Raw genomic sequence first — 24,536 nt, forward strand, 5'->3', positions numbered from 1 at the left:
CCAAGAGCGCGTTGGCTTTTCCCATGAGCTCCAGAGCGGCGTCCTTGCGCGCGGCCTCCGCCTCCAGGCGGGCGACCTTCTTGCGCAGCCGTTCCACCTCGGCCTGCTCGGCGGCCTTCTTCGGGCGCGCCGGCGAGGTGCGCTTGTCGACCAGGGTGGCCATCGCGCCGGCGTCCCGCGCGGCCCGCCACTCGATGATGTGCGAGTGATACAGCCGCTCGCGGCGCAGGATCGCGCCCTTCTCGCCGTTCGGGGCCGCGTCGTACTCCGCGACGATCCGCAGCTTGTACTCCGCCGGGAACGTGCGCCGCTTCGGGCGGGGCGCCGGATCCTGCTCGGGGGTGTCGGTGCTGGCCATGCCGGGGTCTACTCCTGTCTCGCCCATCCAGACTAACCCGACATACCGGGCGTCTCAGCAGAGACTGTCAGAGAGGGGGTAGCGGATGAGCCGGCGCCGGTGGTCGACGAGAAGTTTCGCGTCGCGGGCCGGACCGGCCAGGCAAGCCCTGGGCAGGTCGGGCTCGCGCAACGCGACTCGGGCCACGGCCTCGGCGTCGATCGGGTCGGACTTGCCGCGCTCGCGAGCCGAGCGGCGTGCTCCGGCCATAAGCCGGGTGTGCACGCGAACCACGGAGTGGCCTGCGTTGAGCAGGTCGACTTCGAACCGTCGGGTGAGGTGACGGCAGTCCTCGATTGCGACGAGGACCTGGCCGAACTGCCTCAGCCACTCCAGGGCCTGATCGTGGCCAGTTGGCGTGGCGACCACTGTGAGCTGGTCAGTTCGCCTTCCGAGCTGGTCGACGACGGCGACCAGTGTGTGGGTCTTCTTGTGTGCGTCTACGCCGACGACCATCAAAGGGAGCCTCCCGGGAGTGTGGGACCGTAGCCGGGTCCACCGCGGGGGCACGCCTCAATCGGGCCGCGGGCACGCTCCTATCAAGCCACTCCGCGGGGACGCCAGGGCCGGCGGGGCGGCACATCAAGGACAAGCCACCGTGAACGGGGCAGCAAAAAAGTGAGCCAACCCCGCCGGTCCTGCCACTCTGGCACCACCCGGGTGCCGGTGTCCTTCACTCTGGCATTGAGGCAAAAAACACCGATGCGGCCTTGAGAATCTCGTTGGCCCGCTTCAACTCGGCGACTTCCTTGCGGAGTTCCTTGAGCTCGTCGCGCTCGGCTGTGGTCAGGCGGTCGTCGCGCTCGCCGGCGTCGGCCTCGGCCTGACGGACCCAGGACCGCAGGGCCTCCTTGTGGATGCCCAGGTCACGGGCGACGTGAGCCACCGGGCGGCCGGTCGAGCGGACCTCGCGCACGGCGCGCTCACGGAGTTCATCGGGGTACTTACGTGGTGCTGGCACAGCTCGTGGTTCTCCTTACGCCTGGATCGTAACAAACCCAGACATCAGGGACTCCACGAAAACCAGAGCAGCTCACAAGGTCGGCAACTGCCAGATCGGGGTCAGCGTCCACGCGGTCACCGACACCGCGTCCTGCCCGCTGGACTGGCGGCTGTTCCTGCCCCTGTCCTGGGATCCTGACCAGGCCACCGACCCGGTGGCCGCGGCCGAGATCCAACGGCGGCGGGACCGCTGCCGCATCCCAGCCGACCAGCACCACCGGCCCAAGTGGGGACTCGCGATCGAGATGCTGGACCGGCTCGCCGCCCGGGGCCTGCGCCCGTCAGCGGTCGTGGCCGACGCCGGCTACGGCGACAACGCCGCCTTCCGCCACGCCCTCGATGAACGCGGCCTGCCGTGGCTGGTCCAGGTCAAGGGCCAGGCCACCGCCCACCGGATAGACGCGGTCACCGTCACCCCGCCCTACAGCGGCCTCGGACCCAAGCCCAAACCCCGCTACCGCACCCCACACGTCTCCCTGGCCGAACACGTCCGCACCGCGGGCCGGGCATCGGCTCGCACGGTGTCGTGGCGGCAGGGCTCCCGCGACCGGCTCACCTCGACCTTCGTGGTGCTGCGGGTCCGACTGGCCGGCCGCCGCCCCCGGCTGAACGAGGACGGCACCCTGCCCGCGTGCTGGCTGCTGGCCCAGTGGCGGCCCGACCAGGCCGAACCCTCGCACTACTGGGTGTCCAACCTGCCCGAGACCACACCGGTGAGGGAACTGGTGCGACTCGCCAAGATCCGCTGGCGGATCGAGCATGACTACCGCGAACTGAAAACCGCCCTGGGCCTGGACCACTTCGAGGGGCGTTCCTGGACCGGGTGGCACCGCCACGTCACCCTCGTCACCGCCGCCCATCTCTTCGCGACCCTGACCCGGACCCACCCAAAAGTGCCTGCCGGGGCTTGACCCTCTACCGGACGGTCCAGGCCCTCCAACAGCTGCTGGCCGTCTGGAACGGCACCTGCCCCACCTGCCACCAGCACATCACCACACCAGAACCAGTCCCGACCTAACAAAGCACTACTAGCACGGCCCGCGCAGCCGCGCGATCCCGCCCGGCCCCCACACCGACTTGACCGTCAAGGAGCGACGGAACCATGTCACCAAGCCTGACCGGGACGAATCGGGATGTGTGAACCGCCGCAGACTGTGGGATGAATGGACACCGGCCGTACCGCGGCTCAGAAGCTTGAAGAAGGAGGAACGAGGATGGCTGTCCAGGTGCGGTCCGGGCGGTTGGCTATCGCTATCACCGCGGCCGCAACGGTTGTACTCACCGTGGGCGGCTGCTCCTCCAGCGGTGGCGGCACTCCACCACCCGCGACCATCACGACAGCAGCGCCCAGTGCCTCCCCGACGCCGACAGCACCGTCTTCGTTGCCTTCGGCAAGCCCGGCCACCACGACGATCCGGACCCCGGCTCCGGTGACCACGCCCGCGTCCGCTCCCACGACGCACGCTGCGGTGCCCGCTCCGACAACTCGGCCCGGGGCGCCTACAACTGCGCCGGCGGGTGGCGGTACCTGCTCGATCCGCTCGAACGCGGGGAACTGCTACAAAGCGGGAGAGTTCTGCCGCGAATCGGATCTGGGAAAGACCACCACGACGGCAACCGGGGAGCCGATCAAGTGCGAGGACATCGGCTCGTCGCGACCCCACTGGGAGCCGTACTGACAGAGCGAACATGTGCCGTGTCCTCCAGGCCGTGGTCGACGGCGCGCTGAGCCGCGCTCGGCCTGCCCGGGGGGCAGCAGCGGTCACCGGTGCTGGTCAAGCGCGGCTAGGGCGTCGAGCACGTCTTGCGGCAGCGAGACGTGCTCCGGGGCGCCGGTGTGGTGGCACCCCGGGGGTGTCAGCTGACGTGGATGGTGCCGCTCGTGGAGGCATTGGTGTTCCGGACGCTGGTGGCCTGGTAGTGAGGGCCCGGGTGGCGCGCTGGGGCGGGCAGAGAGCGAACGCACCGCTGCTGTCGGTGTGGGCGGTGGTTATGAGGAAGCCGCAGGTGGAGCCGGTGGGTCGGAACCAGAGCTGGACGGTCGGCCCGGTGCCGGGCATCCAGGGGCCGTAGCCCTGCTGGGGGAGGGAATTGGTGAGGTGGACCCAGGTGCTGGGGCGGACGGTCGTCATGTTGGGGCCGCTGGTGAGGGTCTGGTAGCGGAAGGGGGACGGTGCTGCTTGTGGCTTGGGTGTAGGGGCGGTGGGGGTTAGCAGGCGCCCGTGGGAAGGAGGGTCATCACCAGAACACTGAGGACTGCGGCAGAGAGCTCACTCCGTCGCCCGTCAGCGAGGCAGCAGGACGCCGCGCTCGCGCACCAGCTCGGCGGCCGCACCCTGTATCTGCGTGTAGACGAAAAGTTCGTCCAACGAATCGAAGCCACCCAGCTTTTCGCGCGCACCCACGATTCGCCCGGCGTCCGCAGGCGACAGTCCGCAGACCGTGGCGATGACCTCCGCGGGCGCGCTGTTGAGATCGACGAGACCTCCGTCCTCGTACTGGCGAGGCAGATCCGGCCGGCCGATCCGGAGGTCCCGGGCCAGCACGCTGTCGCGGGCAGCCAGGGCCCGCGCTTCCTGGCGGCGAGCGCGTGCGGCGAGGTGCTGCGCGATCACCGGATCGCTCGCGAGAGGGGGCGGCGGGAAGACGGCCGGGGGCGGTCCGTAGGTCTCGGTTCGCACCCGCGCGAGCTGCACGCAGCCGACCACGATGCTGGCAAGGGCCGCGATCCCGAAGATCGCATTCAAAGTGGTGCCCAGTGTCCCCGCCGGGTTCCCGCGCGCGTCCTTCGGCGCAATGTTCGCGAGTGTGACCAGGAGCGCCGCCAGGGCCCCGTAAACGAGAGCAAGGAGCCGATGGCGTCGTTGGCGGCTCCGCGTGGCGGCGTGCAGGAAGGGAATCCACGTGAAGAGGCCGAACGTCACGATTGGGACCACGAAATACCAGCGGCCGGGCCGGCGGTGCGAAGTCGTGGGCGGTAGCTGCCTGATCGTCATGACTGATCCTCTGCCAGGCGGTGGACGCGTGGCACCCAATCCTAGGGCCGCAAGGGCGCTCCGATCAGAGAGTTCGCGAGGGATCACACGGCATCCCCGGCCGCCGCGTCCGAGACGGCCTGCGGGCTCCGCTGAGATCCGCGGACCTCCCACCTTGTTCCCCGGTACCGGTCCGCCATGCGCCGGGTGGCCCGACTCACGGGTCACCCGGCTTCTTCCAGATCACGTAGGTGATGTCGTCCATGATCATGGAGCCGGTCTTGACGATGGCGCCGTACCTGCCGGTGCTGGTATGGACGCAGAAGGCCGTGCCGGTTCGGAGGTAGCCGCCCCCGGGAATCAGCCCGGTTCCCCAGAAGTCTGCAGGCAGGGCCTCGCAGCCGTCGAGGGTGGGCTCGCCCTGGTCGTTCCACTGGGAGACGGTAGTGCCGTTGACCGCGACCACCCTTCCCGTGGCCCAGGTGTAGGCGAGCTCGGCGTCCTGCGGGCTGACGTTGTCGTCCTTGCCGGTGTCCAGGTTCGCGTGCGCGTGGCTGCCGGAGAAGAGGCTGGAGGCGTGCAGGGACATCGACCCCTGCCGGTAGACGCGCTCGTCCGCGTCGGCGTCCGAGACCACGATGGTGGAGTCGGTGTGGGGCTGCACGGTGATCGTGATCTCGCCCGGGCTGATGTCCTCGATGAACTTCCCGTTCATGGAAACCTGGAGGGTTCGCTGCGCGGTCACGCGGAAGACGCTGTCCATCTTCCGGCCGTCGATGGTCTGCGTGATGATCAGCAGCGGATCCTTGTTCCCCGCCTCCCATTGCTTCACCACGTCTTTGACCGTATCGAAGGCGACGACCCCGAGGAGGACCAGTGTCCCGGCATCCTCGTTCTCGTCGCTGACCACCTTGACGAACTGGTTGTCGGACGCCTTCATGACAATCGAGGCGATCGGAGGCGCGGTGATCGCACCCGCCCCGTGGGTCCCGCCGCCCGAACAGCCCGCGAGCAGCAGCATGACTGCCCCCGCCAGCGCGCAGACCCGTGCCGCCGCGCCGGCGGCACGCCCGCGGGCGACTGGTCTGTGAGCCTGTGGACCACGCATGTACGCTCCCCCCTGACAGCTCACGAGCGACCGCCGCGCGCCCCTCCGCGCCAACTGCTCCTTGGGTCCTGGGAATCCGTAGGCCAGCGCAGACGTGCTTCTTCACTACCCGGCCGCCTCCGAGCACAATCGCGGCAACGTCCCTGCGCTCGCCGACAGCTCTGCGGTTCCCGACCGGGTGCGGCGGCAGCCCCGCCCAGCGCCCTTGGCGGCACGCGCCTCGGGAGCTCCGGACGTAGCCGTGACCGCTTCGGCCGGTCCGTGTGTCAGCCCGACTGCCCGGGCGGCTCGAAACCGCCAGCTGGGCCGTTGAAAGTGTCGGCGTGCCAACGCCGGTTGCTCCGGTGCGGCGTCAGGCGGCCGAGCTTGACCAATGCGTTCAGGATGCTCGCGGCCCCCGCCATCTCGGGAGTCGCCTGCGTGACCGCGTCGAGTGCGCCGTTCGGGTCGTCGTGCTCGTAGCAGTCCAGCGCGGTGTCGGTCAGTCGGCACAGGCGTGTGAGCTTCGCCTGTGCCATCCCCATCAGGGGATCGCCGCCATCCGGAACAGACTGTGCCGCCCGGCCCGTGCCCGCCCGTCGTGCGGCGGTTCTCCTCGTGACGGGACGTGCTTCGAGGCGGGGTCACAGTCCCTCCTTCCTGGTGTCAGCGTCAGCTCACGGTCGAGCCAGTGCGCTCGATGCGGATGATCACGGACTTGGAGCTGGGGGTGTTGCTGGTGTCGGCGGTGGAGTCGAGGGGGACGAGGACGTTGGCCTCGGGGAAGTAGGTAGCTGCGCAGCCGCGGGGGGTGGGGTAGCGGGTGGCGCGGAAGCCGGGGGCCCGGCGTTCGCCGTCGTCGTACTCGCTGACGAGGTCGACCAGGTCGCCGTCGTCCAGGCCGAGGGCGTCGAGGTCGTGGGGGTTGAGGAAGACGACGCGCCGTCCGCCGCTGACGCCGCGGTAGCGGTCCTGGTAGCCGTAGACGGTGGTGTTGAACTGGTCGTGGGAGCGGACCGTGGTCAGCAGCAGGCGCCCTTCCGGGACGTCGACGGCCGTGACCGGGTTGACGGTGAAGCGGGCCTTGCCCGACGTCGTGGGGAAGGTGCGTGAGTCGCGCGGTGCGCGCGGCAGCATGAAGCCGCCGGGTGCGGTCGCGCGCTCCTCGTAGGCGTGGAAGCCCGGGACGACGTGTTCGATGTGGCGGCGGATCACGGAGTAGTCGCGGCCCATCCGGCTCCAGCCGAGCTCGTCGCCGAAGAGCTCCTCGCCGAGAGCGGTGACGATGGCGACCTCGCTGCGCAGCTGCGGCGAGCCGGGCAGCAGTCGGCCTCGTGAGGCGTGGACCATCGCCATGGAGTCCTCGACGGTGATGAACTGGTCGACTCCGTCCTTGATGTCGCGTTCGGTGCGGCCGAGGCAGGGCAGCAGCAGCGCCTCGGAGCCGTGGCACAGGTGGGAGCGGTTGAGCTTGGTGGCCACGTGGACGGTCAGCGCGCACTTGGCGAGCGCCGCCTCGGTGACGTCCGTGTCCGGGGTGGCGGCGGCGAAGTTGCCGCCTAGCGCGAAGAAGACGTCGACCTTGCCGTCGCGCATGGCGCGGATGGAGTCGACGGTGTCCCACCCGTGGGCGCGGGGCGGGTCGAAGCCGAACTCGTCGCGGAGCCGGTCCAGGAACGGGTCGGGCATCTTTTCCCAGATGCCCATGGTGCGGTCGCCCTGGACGTTGCTGTGTCCGCGGATCGGCGCGGGACCGGCGCCCGGACGGCCGACGTTGCCGCGCAGCAGCAGGAAGTTCACGATCTCGCGGATCGTCGGGACGGCGTTGCGGTGCTGGGTCAGGCCCATGGCCCAGCAGACGATCACGCTGTCGGCGGTCATGGCGTCGGCGGCGGTGAATTCGATGGCGCGCCGGGTGAGTCCGCTGAGCTGTTCGATCCGCGTCCAGTCCAGGGCGCGCCAGCCCGTGGCGGCCTCCTCGAAGCCGTCGGCGTACCGGTCGATGAAGTCGTGGTCCAGGACGGTGCCGGGGGCGGCGTCCTCGTCGGCGAGCAGGGTCTTGTTCAGGCCGGCGAAGAAGGCGAGGTCGCCGTTGACGCGGATCGGCAGGTGGCGGTCGGTCAGCTGGGTGCCCGGACCGGCCAGGCCGCGTACGGTCTGCGGGTTGTGGAAGCGCCCGAAGCCGGCCTCGGGCAGCGGGTTGACGGTGATGATCTTCGCGCCGCGCCGTTTGGCCTGTTCCAGGGCGGTGAGCATGCGCGGGTGGCAGGTGCCGGGGTTCTGGCCGACGACCATGATCAGGTCGGCGTGGTCGGTGATGTCCTGGAGGGTGACCAGGCCCTTGCCCACGCCCAGGGTCTCGGACAGGGCGGCGCCGCTGGACTCGTGGCACATGTTCGAACAGTCGGGCAGGTTGTTGGTGCCCAGGCGGCGGGCCAGCAGTTGGTAGGCGAAGGCCGCCTCGTTGCTGGTGCGGCCGCTGGTGTAGAAGACGGCCCGGTTGGGGTCGTCCATGGCGCGCAGCCGGTCCGCGGCGAGGCGGACGGCGTCGGGCCAGGTGATCGGGGTGTAGCGCGTCGCGCCGGCCGCGAGGTGCATCGGTTCGGTGAGGCGCCCCTGGGACTCCAGCCAGTGGCCATCGTGCTCGCGAAGTTCCGCGATTGGGTGGGCGGCGAAGAAGGCGCGGTCGACGCGCTTGCGGGTGGCCTCCCAGGCGACGGCCTTGGCGCCGTTCTCGCAGAACTCCGCGCGCTTGCGCTCACCCGGCGGCGGGTCGGGCCAGGCGCAGCTCGGGCAATCGAAGCCGTCGACCTGGTTGACGGTGAGCAGGGTGCCCACACCCCGGGCCGGACCAGCTTCGGTCTGCGCGTACTTCACGGTCTCGGCGATGCCGTGGACGCCCACGCTCTGTGTGAGGGGGCCGGTGGACGTCACCTCCGGTGGAGGAGCCAGATCCGGGCCCGTTCGGCGGGCGGGACGGGGGTGGTGTGGCGCCATGGTGGCCTCCTACACGCGCCAGTGGTAGCCGAGGGCGAAGTCGACGGTGACCGCGTAGGCGAGGTACATCAGCCACGCTCCGGTCGCCAGGTGGAACAGGCCGAGGGCCCGGCGGGCGACCTGCACGCCGACGGAGGTGAAGAAGTCGCTGAGGTAGACGGCGAAGAGCCCGAGGAAGAGCAACCCCACCGGCCAGTCGGCGACCTTGAAGAAGACGGTAGCGCCCATGGCGGAGATCACCATTTAGAGGGCAACTGATCTAGCTTTTGGGCGGTTTGGGTGACTGCGGCCTGGGTGGCTCGTTGCTCGTCTTGTGAGTTCTCGGCACCCGTATCGCAGCGACGTGTCCGATGCCCGCTGGGCCTTGATGGAGCCGGTGTTCACGGCTTGGCGGGCGGCCCGCACAGGCCCAGGCGTCGGCGCCCGTGTCCATGACCTGCGGGAGATCGTGAACGCGATCCTCTACGTCAACCGCACCGGCATCCCGTGGGAGTACCTGCCGCATGACTTCCCGCCGTACAAGACCGTCTACGACTACTACGCGAAGTGGGAGGCCGACGGCACAACCCAGCAGGTCCACGACCTGTTACGCGAGCGGACCCGCCGGTCCCAGGGGCGCCGGCCCGGGGCGTCCGCCGCGGTGCTCGACGCCCAGAGCGTCAAGACGTCCAGCAACGTCGCCGAGGCCGACCAGGGCATCGACGCGGCCAAGAGGATCAAGGGACGCAAGCGCCATCTCGTGACCGACACCCTCGGCCTCCTGCTCGCCGTCATCGTCACCGCCGCCTCCATCCAGGACTCCGAAGGCGGACGGCAGGCCCTCGACCAGGTCGCCGCCCAGCACCCCGGCGTGGTCAAAGTCTGGGTGGACGGCGGCTACAACACCACGACGATCAACCACGGTGCCCGCCTGGGCATCGACGTCGAGGTCACCAAGCGCACCGCCCCGACCGGCTTCCAGCCCCCGCCGAAGCGGTGGGTGATCGAGAGAACCTTCGGCTGGCTCATGCAGCACCGCCGCCTGGCCCGCGACTACGAAGCCCTGCCTCAGCGATCGAGAACCATGGTTCTCTGGGCCATGACTAACAAAATGAGCCGCGCACTAACCGGAGAAGCCACCCAAACCTGGCGCACTCCGCCCCAAGAAACGGGCAGATTGACCTAAAAGCTCATCAGATGCCCTCTTAGGCGACCGACATCCCGGCGTTGGTGCGCGGGTCGTTGCCCCGGTAGAGGTTCATGCCGATCGCGAACCAGTGGATGCCGTACGCCGAGAAAGCGAGCGCCGCCATGTAGAGAGGCGGTGAGCCGGTGAAGACCTGAAGCAGTGTCAGTCCGACGAAGAGGATCAGTCCGGTCAGCAGCTGGCAGAAGCCGGGCATCCACACGCCCCACACGCCCAGCGACCGGTCAGCCCGTTCACTCTTGGCAGGGAAGTTAAACAACTCGTGCGGACCGTAGATCAGGTAGCCGGTGCCCAGACCGAAGAAGCCGAGCGCCAGTGGCGGGAACATCGAAGCGGCGAACGTCACCATGGGTTCGCCTTCCTGGGACTGAACATCGGCTCGAGGATCGTCCGCGATCGGCGAGCAACGGGCCGGTCGATGGTTTTCTCACGCCGAGGCGACTGCGTTGGGCCCCGGTTCCGGGCCGCGGGCCGGAGCGGGCGGCCGTCTCCAGCACTACTACACGAACGACTCCCCGCCGCCGGGCAGTTGCGCGGCGGGAGCTCCCCAGCGGGATCGGACGATCTCGCCGTTCATGACCGCCGCGAGATGGTCGGTCAACCGTGCCCGTTCCGCGACCTGGCCGGCCAGCGACCCTCGCTCCAGGGCCTCGATGACCGCGCCGAGTTCCAGACCACGGAGGGCAAGGTCATCGAGGGTGTCATGCGCGGCCGGAGCGGAACCGCGCATAACGTCGGTGCGGATAAGGCCGTGGTCCTCGACCGCCTTCAGAGTGCGCGTGTCCACCGCGCAGACGGTTCCGGGGGCGACGAGCGCCTCGACGTACCTGGTGTCCTCGCCCATCGGCTGCCGGGCGGTCGCACTGGTCCACATGAGCCGCAGTGGACGGGCGCCTTCCTGCTCCAGCGACCTCCAGCGCGGGGAGACCGACAGCCGCTCTCCCTCCGCGTAGGCCAGCCGTGCCATGGCGATCCCCGCTCGTCCGCGCAGTCGGTGGGAGCGGATGCCGCGACGATCCAGCTCGGCGTCGAAGACCGAGTCCACGGCTTCCGGCGAGAAGAGCGCGACCGCGGCAATGCGGCCGATCCCCAGGCCGCGCCGGAGGGCCTGCTCCAGCCCGGTGAGGAAGGCTTCCTGGACCCGCGCGAAACGGTCCGGCGAGAACACCAGGTCCAGGCCGACACTGATCCCTTCAGCGAGGCAGGCGACGGCTGCTCGAAGTCCGGGTTCGGTTGCAGGGATCACTGCGATGAGGTTCGGCCGGTCCACCAGGCCTCGCAGGGCGCCCACGTCGTCTGCCAGGCGAGCGGCGTTGTGCGCCAGCCGCGGATCGATCGCGACGGCGACGTGCCCGTCGGCGCCCTGCGAGGCCTCGAAAGCCGACCCCATGACATCGCAGGCCCAGCGCGCGTCGCAGGCCGTCAGTGAGCGCAGAGCATCGTCGGCTCCGACGCCGGTCAGGGCCAGCTCGGCGACTTCGCGATCGTATCCACCGTCGGACCTGATCGCGTCGGCCAGCACGGTGGCGTCGCGATCGTATCCACCGTCGGACCTGATCGCGTCGGCCAGCACGGTGGCGTCGAGCAGGGCGCCACTGACCCGGCCAGTCGCCCTCAGCCGCTCCAGGGCTCCGTCGCCCAGGTGGCTTCGCCCGAGGCCGGCCAGCCAGACGGAAACCCCGGCAGAGGTGAGCCGGGTGAGAGGATCAGTCATGCCGCCTCCAGTGAGTGAGGCTCTGATCGTTCCGGACATCGACGATGTCCTTTGCCTATGGCAATTATTGCTCAATGCAGAGGTAGTGGCAAGGTCGAGCTCTTTGCCGCGACTCAACTCCACCCCCCGGCCGTCTGGTGATGCTTTCCCGGTGTTTCGGGGCCGTCGATGCGCTCGTCCGCGCTCGATCATCAGGTCCGACACCCGCATTGCTTTGCATAGTGCAATATACTGGAAGTCAGAAGATGAACCACCTCGGTCATCGTGATGTGTGACCGCCTCCGGGAGAAGAGCGCCATGGTTCAGCCGGGCCTCCACGACACCGGGAAGCCCGAATCGGGTCTTGTCGATGCTGGGCGGTTGCGTGCCCGCGTACATGCCGGGGGAGTTGCGGCGCTGGAGCAAGTCCTGCTGCACTTCGCCGCGGAGGGCAGCCGCACCGAAGCCGCGGCAGCCGACCTCATCCGCGCCCTTCCGGACCTGGAGCCGTCCGACGCGACCAACGTGCTGGGCTTCACGCGGATCCGGGAGGAGCAGCGCCTTGTCGACCTCACCCCGTGGCAGCGAGGCGCTCTCGCGGTGGCTCTGGCCCACATGCCAACCGCTCCGCGGCAGCGGAGCGTCGACCGTGTCCGGCCGTCCAGCCCACGTAGCGTACGGCGGTCAGCTCGAGATGGCGATCCCAATGTTCTCGATATGTGAGGCATGACCAGCACCGCAGGGGGTCAGGTCCGAGACGCGGTACCTAGGCCCGATCGGACGTTCGCGCCATGCGGACAGCCCCGCGCCTGCGCCTGGGCCGGACGACTGCAGCGTTGAGGCTGTCCCTTGCAATCAGGCCGTCAGTTGTTCTGCATCACGCGTCGCGCGTGCCCACCGTCGGCCGAAGAAATGGCCCGCTGCGGTCGAGGTATGGGGTGCAGCGCCACGGCGGTGCCGCGGGCCCGGAACTGCCGCGCCCGGGTACGTTTCCAGTGCCCTGAAAGCGACCGTCGGCTGCGCCCATGAGCGAAGGTCCGGGATGGACAGGCAGGCCGGCTGACGAAATCCCTCGGTTCTGCTCTGGGCCGTCCGGCTGATTTGGAGGGTGTGATCCGAGCGGGGTCGGGATCCTGGCTGGGGTGGTCGGTACAGGATGGTCGTTGCGTCCGTGGCTTGGCATCCGTCATGCCGTGAAGGAGTCTCTTCGTGTTCGCCTGCATCGCACCGCCGTTCGAGGACCCGTTCATTCCAGCAGCCGTCCGTCACGGTCGTACTGTGCCTCGCGGGGGAAGCGCGAATGAGCTGGCGTGACACAAGGGCCTCGGGGCGCCCATCTCACCGAAAGCGGGGGTGCCTGAGGAGACCGCGTATGGCTCGGGGTGTGCGATGGCTGGCCCGGGGGTGACCCGGTGGCGTCCCTGAGCGTACGTCCCCGCATGCCTTGGGATGCCTCCGCTCTCCTGACGCTGGTCAACGCCGACCGGCCGCCCGGCCAGCCCGAGACCGACACGATGACAGCCGGCCCGCGCTCGATCCAGCCCCCGTGCGGAGGATGGACGGTCGCCGTCACCCGTGACAGTCAAGGCGCCCTCGTCGCCGTGGTCCCGGCCCCGCTGACCGGGTTCGCGTGGACCGCCCTGGTGCGAGCCCTCCATGTCGAACTGCGCCGACCGACACGGCATGCGGTTCTCGACCTCGGCCACTGGCCGTGGGATCGTGCGGCCTTCACCCCTGTGGTGTCCGTGTACCGGCTGTGCGCCGCGCACATGATCCACCACAGGTCAATGGGTGAACGGGCTGCGGCGCGATCTACTTTCCTGGGAGGAGAACCGGATTGCGGACCAGCCGCGACCCTGAAACACGTCGGCCGACGTCGCAGACAAAGGACACGTCGGCTCCCCGATGCGTCCCCGGCGATCGGCTCGCCGAGGGGGTGACGCTCTACAGCGAGCCGAACTTCAGCGGCACTTCGCGTCGACTGCGTGACACGGGCTGGACTGCCTACAGCCTCGTCGCTCTCGGACTGGAGCGCATCGGTTCCGTCCGTGTCGTCAGCTCCGCTTCGGGTGGCCGACAAGATCCCGCGGCCCGCGTCTTCCGGGCCCAACTGTATGACTGGGCGCCCGTCTACCTCGGCAGCGGAGCGGACGCGCGCAGGCACCGGCTGGACGTCACGGCCGACCGGGCGGACACGGGCGACTGGGCGGACCGCGTCCGCTACGTCACCGTCGCCTCATGTCCCGCGACAGACGCGGACTGGGGACTTGACTGGAAGCTCGCTGCCGGCGAGCCCGTCCGCTACACCCTCGTCGAGCAGCCGCCCGCCTCCGATGAGGGGTTGGGGTCCGCCACCACCGCCGGGACCGCAGCACGGGAGGACAAGCCCGGCGCGCCGCCGGAAGGGAGTCTCACCGATGACGACTGAGCACACCGGCGACGACAGCCTGCGTCCGCCGCAGTCCGGCTCGGGCGAAGGCACACCGGTCCCGTCCGGCATGGCCGAGCGCGTGCCGGGTCTGGTACGGGCGGCCGACGCGCGGCTGCCAGTGCTGGAGGGCGGCAAGCTGCTGCGCAAGCTTTTCCCGGATCACTGGTCGTTCCTGCTGGGGGAGTTGGCCCTCTACAGCTTCGTCCTTCTGCTGCTGACCGGGGTGTGGCTCACCTTCTTCTTCCACCCCAGCATGCACGAGGTGGTCTACAACGGCAGCTACACCCCGCTGCTGGGCGTGCGGATGTCCGAGGCGTACCAGTCGACCCTGGACATCACCTTCGACGTGCGCGGCGGCCTGCTGGTGCGGCAGATCCACCACTGGGCGGCCCTGCTGTTCGTCTCCGCCCTGGGCGTGCACATGCTGCGGGTCTTCTTCACCGGCGCGTTCCGGCGGCCCCGGGAGCTGAACTGGTCCGTCGGGGTGCTGCTCTTCCTCACCGCCGTGCTCGAGGGGTTCGCGGGCTACTCCCTCCCCGACGATCTGCTCTCCGGCACCGGCCTGCGTACCGCCGAGGGCATCGTCCTGTCGGTCCCCCTGGTGGGCACGTACCTGGCGATGTTCGTGTTCGGCGGCCAGTTCCCAGGGACGTCGATCGTCCCGCGCCTGTACGCCATGCACATCCTGCTCATCCCCGGACTGCTGCTCGCGCTGATCACCGTCCACCTGATCCTGGTGTTCTACCTCCAGCACACCCAGTGGCCACGCCCCGGCCGGCGGCAGCGCAACGTCGTCGGCATCCCGATGTTCCCGCAGTTCGCCGCGCGCTCGATCGGCCTGATGTTCACCCTCTTCGGGGTGGTGGCCGTGCTCTCGGCCGTGGCGCAGATCAACCCGATCTGGGTCTACGGCCCCTACCAGCCGGACCAGGCCTCCACCAACGCCCAACCGGACTGGTATGTAGGCTTCCTGGAGGGCGCCCTGCGGCTGATGCCGGGCGTGGAGACACGCTTCGCGGGCCACACCGTCTCCTGGTCGGTGTTCCTGCCGGCGTTGGTGCTGCCGGGTCTGCTGGCGGTGATCCTTCTCGCCTACCCGTTCGTGGAGCGCTGGGTGACAGGCGATGGGCGCGAGCACAACCTGTGCGACCGCCCCCGGGACCGGCCCACCCGGACGGGGCTGGGCGTGGCGGCGATCATCGCGTACGGCGTGCTGCTGCTCGCTGGCGGGCAGGACGTGATCTCCGACGCTCTGGCAGTGTCGGTCAACGAGCTCAACTGGGTACTGCGGGTCTGCTTCCTCCTCCTGCCCGTGGCCGCGTTCGTGGTCACCAAGCGGATCTGCATCGGCCTCCAGTTGCACGAGCGGGAGCTGCTGACAGAAGGCGCAGAGACGGGGCTGATCAGGCAGGACCTCGCGGGCGGGTTCGATGAGCCGAACCGGCCGCTGTCGGCGCAGCAGGCATGGGTGATGCTGCCCCGGGAGCCGCCCGGGAAGGTGGGCGCTGGCCCGCGCGGACGCTTCGGGCGCGCACTGAGGACCTGGTACTTCCGCGGCCAGGTGGCGCTGCCCGCGCGGGACGAGATCGTGGTGCGCCGTCCTAGCGCTCCGGCCGGCGAGCCGCCTCGGACCGGTGCGTCGTCGCAGGATGCTCAGGAGTCGGAGCGCTGAGGGCCGCGGTCCTGGGGTGGGCCCTCCGGGTGCAGGGACTCGCCGGGCATGGGCACCGACGGCTCCCCGCCGGGGTACTGCCGGTCGGGAAACTGGGCCAGGCTCTTCCAGATGGAGAACAGCAGAAGGGCCCCGCCGATCCAGCACACCCACAGCTCGATGACGAAGCCGAGCAGGACGAGGGCCACGCCGACGCCGGCGAGCGGCGGGTAGGGGCTGTGCGGGGCGAAGAACGTCAGCGGACCGGCGCTGTCGATGATCTCGCCGTCCTTGCGGTCCTGGGCGCGCGTGCCGCGGCGACGGTACTGGACCTGACAGTAGAAGGCGATCAGCCCCGACATCAGCACGCAGACGATCAACGCGACTTTGCCCGCGTTCTCGTGGGCGTAGGCGCCGTAGACCCCAGCGGCGGCCGCGAAGAACACCGCGATTCCGGCGAACAGCAGCGATTCCGCCTTCACGGCTGCTCTCCCTTGTGCTCGTGGCCGACCGGCAACTCCCCCTTCGCCTGGACGGTGCGCAGTGGCGGATGGGTGGGGTCGGGGTCGACCTCCGGGTGGTGCAGGTCGAAGGCGGGGCTGTCGGAGCGGATCCGGGGAATGGCACGGAAGTTGTGGCGCGGCGGTGGGCACGAAGTGGCCCACTCCAAGGCGCGTCCCCAGCCCCACGGGTCGTCCTCCTCCACCCGCTTTCCATAACGGCCGGTGTGCCAGACGTTGTAGACGAACACCAGGGTCGACGCGCCGAGGACGAACGCTCCGCAGGACGAGATCAGGTTAAGGGTGGTGAATCCGTCCGCCGGGAGGTAGTCGGCGTAGCGTCGGGGCATGCCCTCCGCGCCCAGCCAGTGCTGGACCAGGAAGGTGGTGTGGAAGCCGACGAAGAGCAGCCAGAAGTGGATCTTCCCGAGCCGCTCGTCGAGCATTTTGCCGGTGAACTTGGGCCACCAGAAGGTGTATCCGCCGAAGGTCGCGAACGCGATGGTGCCGAAGAGCACGTAGTGCAGGTGTGCGACGACGAAGTAGCTGTCGCTGACATGGAAGTCGATCGGCGGCGAGGCGAGCAGCACGCCCGTCAGCCCGCCGAACAGGAAGGTCACCAGGAAGCCGATGCACCACAGCATGGGTGTCTCGAAGGAGAGGCTGCCCCGCCACATCGTGCCGATCCAGGAGAAGAACTTCACCCCGGTGGGCACCGCGATCAGGAAGGAGGCGAGGGAGAAGAACGGCAGCAGCACCTGGCCGGTGACGAACATGTGGTGCGCCCACACCGAGGCGGACAGCGCTGTGATGCTGATCGTCGCGCCGATCATCCCGTAGTAGCCGAAAACCGGTCTACGGCTGAACACCGGGATGATCTCCGTGACGATGCCGAAGAAGGGCAGCGCGACGATGTAGACCTCAGGGTGGCCGAAGAACCAGAACAGGTGCTGCCACAACAGCGCCCCGCCGTTGGCCGCGTCGAACACGTGCGCGCCGAAGCGCCGGTCCGCCTGCAGGCACAGCAGCGCCGCGGTGAGCACCGGGAAGGCGAAGAGCGCCAGGATCGAGGTGAACAGCACGTTCCAGGTGAAGATCGGCATCCGGAACAGCGTCATCCCCGGCGCGCGCAGGCAGATGATCGTGGTAACGAAGTTGACGGAGCCGAAGATCGTGCTGAAACCGGCGACCACCAGCCCGGTGATCCACAGGTCGGGCCCGGTGCCGGGGGAGAAGATCGGGCCGTTCAGCGGCGCGTAGGCGAACCAGCCGAAGGCCGCGGCCCCGTCGCGGGTGAGGAACCCGGCGAGCACCATCAGGCCGCCCAGCAGGAACGCCCAGTAGGTGAAGGCGTTGAGCCGGGGGAAGGCCACATCGGGCGCGCCGATCTGCAACGGCATGATCCAGTTCGCGAAGCCGGTGAACGTCGGTGTCGCGAACAGCAGCAGCATGATCGTGCCGTGCTCGGTCAGCAACTGGTTGTACTGCTCGTGGGAGAAGAACTGCATCCCCGGCTGCGCCAGCTCCGCCCGCATCATCATCGCCAGCAGCCCACCGACCAGGAAGAAACCGAAGGTGGTGACCAGGTACATGCTGCCGATGACCTTGTGGTCGGTCGTGGTCACCCAGCGCAGCACGGTCCTTGCCCCACCCTGGATGCGGGCGTCGGCGGCCTGCGGCGTTGACACAGCGCTGGCCTGATCCGAAGTCACGCCCTCTACCCCGTCGCCGTGTTGTCGGTGGGACGGGACTCGTGGGCGCGCTCGGCACGAAAGCGGTCCGGCCTCACCGCGACCGGTCGGGTCGAACCGCTCGGGCCGACCGCAGCCCGGGCGCCCGTAGGTTCATGCCGTAGAGGCGGGACGACGCGGCGCATATGCGCGTGGGGCACTGGCCGCCGAGGACCGACCCCTGGAGCAGTTCGGACAACAGCCAAGACCATGGCGACCCGCCTTGGAGTACCGGCGCGGACATTGATCGTTCACGCTAGCGCTGTTGATCCGCCGGAAGCGGGAGGCGCGAGGTCCGAAAGCGAAACCCGTGCGCCCGAAACGAGAGCGGAGAGGAGGTGGGGTGCTATGAGATCCGGAAACGCTGACCGGGTCGGCCGAGCGTCGCCGGGGTCACTCCGATTCTGTCGGCCTGCCTGACGGGCAGGTTGCCCCGGACGGACTCAGCGCGGCGCTCGGTGCCATCCTCCCGCGGGGGTGATCAGGCGTGGTGCAGGCGCTCCCGCAGGATCGCCTCTGGGGCTGTGAAAGGGTCAGCGGGTATTTGGACGCCCGGATGGGTGGTCGGGGTGTGGGGATCTTCCGGTCACGGGTGTCGACCGGACGACCGATGTTCGGGTTCTGATCCCGGACCAGAGCTACGTCATCCCGTCCTGAACGGATCTCGGGGCCGCCGGTTTCATGCTCGTTTCACGCCGCTGGCGGACCTGACCATGGGCTGGGATCGCGCCGCCCGCGAGTACGGCGAGGAGCTGGCGCGTCGACAGGCGGTGTGTGAGCTGGTAGTCGTCGTCCTTGGTCGCATTGTGCACCACGATGCAGTCGTCGCCGTTGGCGAGTGCAGCGCGCAGGCCGGGGAGTTCCAGCCAGTCGCCGGGCTCGATCCGGTCGTAGTCGCCGGGGTCGGTGAACTCCAGCGCCAGTACGCCGAAGTTGGCGAGGTTCTGCCAGTGGATGCGGGCGTACGACTTGGCCAGGACCGCCCGCAGGCCCAGCAGGCGCGGGGTGATCGCGGCGTGCTCGCGCGAGGAGCCCTGGCCGTAGTTCTCCCCCGCCACGATGACGTGCGGCCCCGCCTCGCGGGCCCGCTGCGGATAGTCGGGGTCGATCCGGGTCAGGGTGAAGTCAGCCAGTTTGGGCAGGTTGGAGCGGTAGGGCAGGGCCTGCGCCCCGGCCGGGGAGATCTCGTCGGTCGAGACGTCGTCACCGACCTTCAGCAGCACCGGCCCGTCGAACCGTTCGGGCAGCGGGTCGAGCTCGGGCAGGGCGGAGATGTTGGGTCCGCGCACCAGCTTCACCGCCCGCGCTCGGTCGGGCCCCAGCGGGGCCTCCAGCGTCGCGCCGTCCGCCGCCGCGCGCTCGGGCAGGTCCAGTCGCGGCGGCTCGACGCCCTCGCGGTGGGCCCAGACACGCGGGTCCTCGATCGCCCCGGTCAGCGCGGAGGCTGCGGCCGTCTCCGGGGAGCAGAGCCAGACCCGGTCGTCCGGCGTGCCGGAGCGGCCGGGGAAGTTGCGCGGGAAGGTGCGCAACGACGCGCCGCCCGACGCCGGCGCCTGGCCCATGCCGATGCAGCCCAGGCAGCCCGCCTGGTGCAGCCGGGCCCCCGCCGCGACCAGGTCGAAGACGGCCCCCATCCGGGTCAGGTCGAGCAGCAGCTGGCGCGAGGTCGGGTTGACGTCGAAACTCAGCCCGGGGGCGACGTGACGTCCGCTCACCATGGCGGCGGCCGTGGCGAAGTCCCGCAGGCCGGGGTTGGCGGAGGAGCCGATGACGACCTGGGTGAGCGGCACGCCGGCGGCCTCCAGCACGGGCACGACCTTGCCCGGCGAGGACGGCATGGCGACCAGCGGGGCGAGCGTCGACAGGTCGACCGTCTCCTGAAGGTCGTAGCAGGCGCCCTCGTCCGCGGCGAGCGGCCGGTACGCGTCCTCCCGTCCCTCGGCGCCGAGGAACTCGCGCACCCGCTCGTCCGCGGGGAAGACGCTGGCGGTCGCGCCCAGCTCCGCGCCCATGTTGGCGATGACGTGCCGGTCCATCGCGCTCAGCGCGGCGAGCCCGGGGCCGTGGTACTCGAGGATCCGGCCCACGCCGCCCTTGACGCCGTGCCGTCGCAGCAGCTCCAGGATGACGTCCTTGGCGCTGACCCAGTCCGGCAGCTCCCCGTCCAGGCGGATGCCCCAGATCCGCGGCATGCGCAGCCGCAGCGGCTCCCCGGCCATGGCCAGCGCCACGTCGAGACCGCCCGTGCCGATGGCCAGCATGCCGAGCGCGCCGCCGGCGCAGGTGTGGGAGTCGGAGCCGATCAGCAGCTTGCCGGGCACGCCGAAGCGCTGCATGTGAACGGGGTGGGAGACGCCGTTGCCGGGCCCGGAGTACCACAGGCCGAACCGCTGGGCCGCGGACCGCAGGAAGAGGTGGTCCTCGGCGTTGCGGGCGTCGGCCTGCAGGATGTTGTGGTCGACGTACTGGACGCTCGGCTCGGTGTGCACCCGGTCCAGACCGAGGGCCTCCAGCTCCTGCATGACCAGCGTGCCGGTGGCGTCCTGGGTGAGCGTCTGGTCCACGCGCAGCGCTATCTCCTCGCCCGCCACCGCCTCGCCTGCGGTGAGATGGTCGGCGATCAGCTGCTGTGCGAGCGTCCTCGGACTGGTCACGATCTTGCCTCCGCATCAGCGCTGTCCGCGATGGAACTGCGGCAACCCGCCGTGCAGGCCGACCGGGGGCCTGCGGGTGGCCCGGCCGCCGTTCCCGGCCCGAGGCGTACGCCCGTCCGTACAGGTGCGGCTGAGACGAGGAGCTGCCGACAACACTGTTCTTTCACAAGGCGTCTGACCTGCCTGTGCTATGTCAAACAGGCCCTTCCACGACTTTCGGTCCTGCGTGGCGGCGATGCCCGGGAGGCCCGGCCCTTTCAGATCAATGGCTGGTCCAATGCCTCAGCGGCTGCGGTGCGGTAGACCTGCTCGCATGTCTCGCAGCAGCGGTCCAGATCGATCTCGGCCAGGTCCGCCAGGGGGCGGGCATCAGCTTCCTTGGCTACGGCGTGGCCGCACAGGGAACGGAACTGTCCGGTTTCGACGACGTGCCAGAGGCGCGGGGGGCCGCCATCGTCCGGGGTGGCGCTCCATTCCTGTACGCGTAGTTCGTGCACCATGCCGCGCGCCTTCCCCGGTCCGCGGCACATACACCTTGGACTGACCCGAGGCCGGATCGGATGGCGGCCGCACCTCTCCTGGGCGCCGGGCCGTCGCCGTCGCGCAGGGCACCGCCTTCGAAGTTATGACCCGGCGGTCGTGGTGCGGTAGTGCGGCGAGTCGAAGTCCGCGGGCTCCGGCAGGGGGACGGCGGCCGCGTTCCCCGGGTCGCAGGCCAAGACGAAGACCAGTCTGGCCGCACCGCTCCGCCCGCGATGCGCTCACCGGCGCACGCGGTCCCGAGAGCGTGCAGCGGGCGCACGTCCGCGGAGCGCGCGAGCGGGTACCAGAACTCCGGGTTCGCACCGATGGGTCGAACGTCGGGGCCATCGACAGCGGTCGGGGAGTCACGGTCAGCTGAGGACGGCTCGTGGCGTAGGCGGACGGCTCAGCGGGCTTCGGCTGGTCAATGGCCTCTCCTCATACGGTGGACCTGAACATTCCCGCCTCCATGGACGAAACCCGCCCCCAGCGCGAAAACGAACGGCATCGTGTTCGGGCAGGTCGTCGGCCCCGGGCTTCCGTCTCGTGCCCGCTTCCGAGCGGCTGCGACCGTCCGCTCCAACCTCGATCCGCGAACGAGTGAAGCGGGGCCGGATGCCGAAAGACCGTGAGTGACGGAGGAATCGGCGATCAGCCGGTGCCTCCGGCCATGGCCTGCTGGTCGGCGAGGGCGATGGCCAGTTCGCCAGCGGCGGTGGGGTGGAATGGCGCCTGGCCGGCGGGGCCCTGGACGAAGGGCTGCCGGTCGCACAGCTGGTGCCCGCTGAAGTCCGGTTGTACGGCGGCGAAGCCCGACGCCAGGGCGCCGTTGCGCAGGATCGTGTTGAGCTGGCTGAGCCGACTCCGCATTTGCTTGGCCTTGGCGGTGGTGAGTCCTTCACTGGCGAGGCAGCCAGTGCTCGTGCCGAAGGGGTCGTAGTACTCGTTGACGATGACGGAGGGGTGGCCGGGCAGGGCGGCCAGGTGGGTGAGCAGGCTCTGGTAGTCGAGGGTGAATCGCGTGAGCTGGGCCCGGAAGTAGGCATTGGTGGCGCGGTCGTCGCAGGTGGGTGAGGCAGCGCACAGGCGGGTCAGATCGGCCCAGTGGACGTCGTTCGCGCCGATGCTGACGATCACGTAGCGGGCGTCGGTGGCACGCTGGGCCTCGGACAGCTCAGGCGGCGCGGCCTGGGTGCCCAGGATCTGCGGGCCGAGCAGGCCGTCACGGATCGTGGCGCCAGAGCAGCCGAGGTTGAGCACCGTCCAGTGGTTCGCCGACGCGAGCTTGGCGGCGTAGGAGTCGGCGCTGCGCCCGCAGGCTCGGTCCAGGGCGGTGGCGTGGGCGAGCGCGCGGTTGCCGACGGCGGCGGCGGTCGAGTCGCCGATCACCACGGCGGTGACCTGGCCGAGCGGCGGCCCGGTGGCCGGGGGCACGGGGGTAAGCGGGCCGCGGCCGACCAGGTCGGCGAGGGTGTGCACACTTCGTAGTGCAGCGGGCGTCCTGGAGGCGAGGAGGGCGAAGCCGACCGTGTTGAGCGCGCACACCGCGACCAGGCCCGCGGCCAGAAGGCATGCCGTCCGCCGACGTGTCATGCGGTGCAGGCCGGCGAACGCGAGCAGCACGGTCACCGTGATGCCTGCTGCGATCACGGACTCCCACGCGGCGTAGCGGATCCAGCCCTGAGCCAGGCTGTGTCCGATGACGGCCAGACCTGATTGGCCGCCGTTGTGCAGGAGCTGCGTCACCGCGGCGCCCGGCGTGATGTGGGTCAGGTCCAGCCGCGGCCGGATCGGGCCGTCGAACCGGGGCACCGTGGCGATCCGCTGGCCGAACAGGTCCAGCTCGCCCGGCCCGGACAGGCTCAGACCCGGAGAGGCGGCCCCGACGGCGACCGTCTGGCCGGCGGCGCTGACCGACTGCAGCGGGGCGATCCGTACCGCCAGCCACATAGACGCCAGCGCCACCGCGAGCACACCCGCGAGCGGGGCGGCCGCCAAGGCCACTCGCCGCCACCACACCGGACCAACCACCTCCGCCTCACGGACGGAATACCGGAACTCCTCCCGTCCTCGTGCAGTAGTCCCCGCGGGGCCCCTGCCCAACGCGCCCCGTGCGAACACCAGGCATGAAGGATCGGTTTGTCCGGGACGAAGCCGGGCAGGCGCGGCATCAGTGAGGGCTTCGGAGATCTGCTTCCCGATGCCCCTGAAGCGAACCGATCCCGCGTTCGCGCATCACTTGGGGGCGAGTCCGGACGGGCGGTGACAACCAGTACGGACAGTGCCAGGAATGGAGGCGGCCGTGGACTGGTGGCAGTCACTGATCACAGGGCTCGTGGTTTTCGCCGTCGTGGTGCTGCCCATCGCCCTGGTCACGACCGACCGCCGACGACGCGGAGTGATCGCGCTCCCTCGGCACCACCCACACACCGGCACAGGCGTGACGAAGAAAGAGCCGACGGGCGCGCTCACGATGGGCCGCACCCTGACAGGACGGCCTGTGGTCACACTCACCGGCGATCACGTCGCAGACGTCAAGGACATCGTGTTCGACCCGGCTGACGGCACAGTCCGCTGCTTCACCCTCGCCACCCGTGCCCTGCTGCCACGGCGGCTCAGCTCCTTGCTGCTGTGGCAGGACGTGAACGCTCTCGGCCCCGACGCGGTCATGATCCGGGACCGGGCGGCTCTGTCCGCGCCCGAGAAGCTGGGTGAGGACCTGGGAACCGGGAGCAAGGTCGTCGGAGCCCGGCTCCTCACCGATGCCGGAACCGACATCGGACGGGTCGCCGACGTCGTCTTCGGCCTCGACGGCCACGCTCATGTCGTCGGCTGCGCGAGCGAGTCAGGACATCGGTTCGGTCGGCGCGTGAGAGTACTGCTGCCCATCCCGCTCCCCGTGCCCATCTCTCGGGAGCGCGTGGTTGTCCCGGCCCAGATCACCGACTGCCAGGCCGAGGGCCTCGACGCCTTCCCCGAGGCCAGGGCGAAGCTCCTGGCACAAATGCACGGGAGCGCGTGATGTTGTTCAGCCAGATGACAGGGCGCATCGTTGTCGACCCGGACACCGCCGAGACCACAGCCAAGGTCACCGGCGTCCGCATCGCCCCGTCGCCCCCACACATCACCCACATCACCGCCCTCACCGTCGATGCCGACGGCCGACAGCGGCGCCTGCCCTGGCCGGACATCCACGCGATCGGCCCCGACGCCGTCATCGCCAAGCTGACCGCCGTCCCCGCCCCACCGAGCACGGTGGTTGAGACCGACCCCGTCGGCAAGGTCCTGCTGACCGAGACCGGCCGACAACTCGGCATCGTCCAGGATGGCGAGTTCGACGAGGCGGACGGGCATCTGATCCGAATCCTGACCGCCGGCACCGCGGTCGACGGGCAGGAGCTGCTCGGCGCGGGGCACTACGCCGTCGTTGTCGCACCGGTCCACCACCTGTGACCGGGCCCAGGCCGCCGTCCACGTAGCGCACTCGGGAACGCCTTCCGATCCCTCGCTTCCCGAGTCCCCCGCTTCGAATCGAGGCCGGCGTACAAGCGGGCGGGGAGGCTGGCCTCCGCCCGGGGAGCTCTCGTTCGACGTAAGACAACGGCTACTGAGAAGCGCTGTGCCCCTTGATGTGGCGGATCCAAGGTGAACCGGACGGGTTGGGGCGTGCGTTGGCGCAGACCACGATCCTGCGCATCCTGATCCTGGGCG

At 69.7% G+C, this 24,536-nt stretch carries 22 protein-coding genes and 1 pseudogene; 7 read left to right on the forward strand and 16 right to left on the reverse strand.

Translation table 11 applies throughout. From position 1 onward, the window contains the following. The 3 genes from TR50_RS32360 to TR50_RS32370 form a co-directional block, all read right to left on the reverse strand. Window positions 1–358 (reverse strand): transposase (locus TR50_RS32360; RefSeq protein ID WP_042430584.1); only part of this gene is annotated, 358 nt, incomplete at its 3' end. A 54-nt stretch (window positions 359–412) separates the two neighbouring features. Next, on the reverse strand, window positions 413–853 hold the full coding sequence (locus tag TR50_RS32365; protein WP_052441605.1) for an IS110 family transposase: 441 nt from the start codon (window positions 851–853) through the stop codon (window positions 413–415). A gap of 217 nt (window positions 854–1,070) precedes the next feature. Next, window positions 1,071–1,313 (reverse strand): transposase, encoded by a 243-nt coding sequence (locus tag TR50_RS32370; RefSeq protein WP_160311220.1) that lies wholly within the window; start codon window positions 1,311–1,313, stop codon window positions 1,071–1,073. Between the two features lie 118 nt (window positions 1,314–1,431). Between TR50_RS32370 and TR50_RS32375 the strand changes: the two are divergent. Further along, window positions 1,432–2,310, forward strand: a pseudogene (locus TR50_RS32375) (IS701 family transposase); the annotation flags it as partial. Between the two features lie 275 nt (window positions 2,311–2,585). On the opposite strand, the gene TR50_RS46040 reads toward TR50_RS32375, so the two are convergent. The 6 genes from TR50_RS46040 to TR50_RS32400 form a co-directional block, all read right to left on the reverse strand. Further along, window positions 2,586–2,837, reverse strand: a complete 252-nt coding sequence (locus TR50_RS46040; protein ID WP_152648761.1) for a hypothetical protein — start codon at window positions 2,835–2,837, stop codon at window positions 2,586–2,588. Window positions 2,838–3,684: 847 nt separating this feature from the next. Then, window positions 3,685–4,395, reverse strand: a complete 711-nt coding sequence (locus TR50_RS32380) for a ComEA family DNA-binding protein (protein WP_042430590.1) — start codon at window positions 4,393–4,395, stop codon at window positions 3,685–3,687. 196 nt (window positions 4,396–4,591) lie between these two features. Then, a complete protein-coding gene (locus TR50_RS32385) occupies window positions 4,592–5,482 on the reverse strand; it encodes a hypothetical protein (protein WP_152648762.1) in 891 nt (296 codons plus the stop codon). Between the two features lie 266 nt (window positions 5,483–5,748). Beyond that, window positions 5,749–6,000 (reverse strand): hypothetical protein, encoded by a 252-nt coding sequence (locus TR50_RS32390; protein ID WP_152648763.1) that lies wholly within the window; start codon window positions 5,998–6,000, stop codon window positions 5,749–5,751. 133 nt (window positions 6,001–6,133) lie between these two features. Then, window positions 6,134–8,458, reverse strand: a complete 2,325-nt coding sequence (locus TR50_RS32395; RefSeq protein WP_052441607.1) for an FdhF/YdeP family oxidoreductase — start codon at window positions 8,456–8,458, stop codon at window positions 6,134–6,136. 9 nt (window positions 8,459–8,467) lie between these two features. Next, complete coding sequence (locus tag TR50_RS32400; RefSeq protein ID WP_152648764.1) at window positions 8,468–8,686, reverse strand: hypothetical protein; 219 nt, start codon at window positions 8,684–8,686, stop codon at window positions 8,468–8,470. Between the two features lie 85 nt (window positions 8,687–8,771). Between TR50_RS32400 and TR50_RS32405 the strand changes: the two genes are divergently transcribed. Continuing rightward, window positions 8,772–9,623 carry an IS5 family transposase gene (locus TR50_RS32405; RefSeq protein ID WP_084701335.1) on the forward strand — a complete coding sequence of 284 codons (852 nt, stop codon included), beginning with the start codon at window positions 8,772–8,774 and terminating at the stop codon, window positions 9,621–9,623. 19 nt (window positions 9,624–9,642) lie between these two features. Here TR50_RS32405 and TR50_RS32410 read toward each other — a convergent pair whose 3' ends face one another. Together TR50_RS32410 and TR50_RS32415 are read right to left on the reverse strand one after the other, a co-directional pair. Then, window positions 9,643–9,993 (reverse strand): hypothetical protein, encoded by a 351-nt coding sequence (locus tag TR50_RS32410; RefSeq protein WP_052441609.1) that lies wholly within the window; start codon window positions 9,991–9,993, stop codon window positions 9,643–9,645. A 150-nt stretch (window positions 9,994–10,143) separates the two neighbouring features. After that, window positions 10,144–11,358 (reverse strand): transaldolase family protein, encoded by a 1,215-nt coding sequence (locus TR50_RS32415; protein WP_042430601.1) that lies wholly within the window; start codon window positions 11,356–11,358, stop codon window positions 10,144–10,146. 297 nt (window positions 11,359–11,655) lie between these two features. Here TR50_RS32415 and TR50_RS47215 point away from each other — a divergent pair, with 297 nt between their 5' ends. The 3 genes from TR50_RS47215 (at window position 11,656) to qcrB (ending at window position 15,440) form a co-directional block, all read left to right on the forward strand. Beyond that, window positions 11,656–12,060 (forward strand): hypothetical protein, encoded by a 405-nt coding sequence (locus tag TR50_RS47215; protein ID WP_160311222.1) that lies wholly within the window; start codon window positions 11,656–11,658, stop codon window positions 12,058–12,060. Window positions 12,061–13,273: 1,213 nt separating this feature from the next. Beyond that, window positions 13,274–13,765: a hypothetical protein gene (locus TR50_RS32425; RefSeq protein WP_042430606.1), complete on the forward strand. Its 492-nt coding sequence runs from the start codon at window positions 13,274–13,276 to the stop codon at window positions 13,763–13,765. Window positions 13,766–13,835: 70 nt separating this feature from the next. Further along, window positions 13,836–15,440 (forward strand): cytochrome bc1 complex cytochrome b subunit, encoded by a 1,605-nt coding sequence (gene qcrB / locus TR50_RS32430; protein WP_042430689.1) that lies wholly within the window; start codon window positions 13,836–13,838, stop codon window positions 15,438–15,440. On the opposite strand, the gene ctaF is transcribed toward qcrB, so the two are convergent. The 5 genes from ctaF to TR50_RS32455 all read right to left on the reverse strand — a co-directional run bounded on the left by ctaF (window position 15,422) and on the right by TR50_RS32455 (window position 22,829). After that, complete coding sequence (ctaF, locus tag TR50_RS32435; RefSeq protein WP_052441610.1) at window positions 15,422–15,901, reverse strand: aa3-type cytochrome oxidase subunit IV; 480 nt, start codon at window positions 15,899–15,901, stop codon at window positions 15,422–15,424. The genes qcrB and ctaF overlap by 19 nt on opposite strands. Continuing rightward, window positions 15,898–17,607 (reverse strand): aa3-type cytochrome oxidase subunit I, encoded by a 1,710-nt coding sequence (gene ctaD / locus TR50_RS32440; RefSeq protein ID WP_269084825.1) that lies wholly within the window; start codon window positions 17,605–17,607, stop codon window positions 15,898–15,900. Before ctaD ends, ctaF begins: the two co-directional genes overlap by 4 nt. A 680-nt stretch (window positions 17,608–18,287) precedes the next feature. Next, window positions 18,288–20,303 carry an aconitate hydratase gene (locus TR50_RS32445; RefSeq protein ID WP_042430612.1) on the reverse strand — a complete coding sequence of 672 codons (2,016 nt, stop codon included), beginning with the start codon at window positions 20,301–20,303 and terminating at the stop codon, window positions 18,288–18,290. 257 nt (window positions 20,304–20,560) lie between these two features. Beyond that, window positions 20,561–20,803 carry a hypothetical protein gene (locus TR50_RS32450; protein WP_042430618.1) on the reverse strand — a complete coding sequence of 81 codons (243 nt, stop codon included), beginning with the start codon at window positions 20,801–20,803 and terminating at the stop codon, window positions 20,561–20,563. Between the two features lie 673 nt (window positions 20,804–21,476). Beyond that, the gene (locus tag TR50_RS32455) at window positions 21,477–22,829 is read right to left on the reverse strand and encodes a GDSL-type esterase/lipase family protein (RefSeq protein ID WP_236654680.1); all 1,353 of its coding nucleotides are present in this window, start codon (window positions 22,827–22,829) and stop codon (window positions 21,477–21,479) included. A 298-nt stretch (window positions 22,830–23,127) separates the two neighbouring features. Here TR50_RS32455 and TR50_RS32460 point away from each other — a divergent pair, with 298 nt between their 5' ends. After that, window positions 23,128–23,847, forward strand: coding sequence for a PRC-barrel domain-containing protein (locus TR50_RS32460; RefSeq protein WP_160311223.1), 720 nt, complete (start codon window positions 23,128–23,130; stop codon window positions 23,845–23,847). Next, window positions 23,847–24,278 carry a hypothetical protein gene (locus TR50_RS32465; protein ID WP_042430621.1) on the forward strand — a complete coding sequence of 144 codons (432 nt, stop codon included), beginning with the start codon at window positions 23,847–23,849 and terminating at the stop codon, window positions 24,276–24,278. Before TR50_RS32460 ends, TR50_RS32465 begins: the two co-directional genes overlap by 1 nt. Window positions 24,279–24,536 lie beyond the last annotated feature (258 nt).

It is taken from the genome of Streptacidiphilus anmyonensis, assembly GCF_000787855.1.
GTDB classification, from domain to species: domain Bacteria; phylum Actinomycetota; class Actinomycetes; order Streptomycetales; family Streptomycetaceae; genus Streptacidiphilus; species Streptacidiphilus anmyonensis.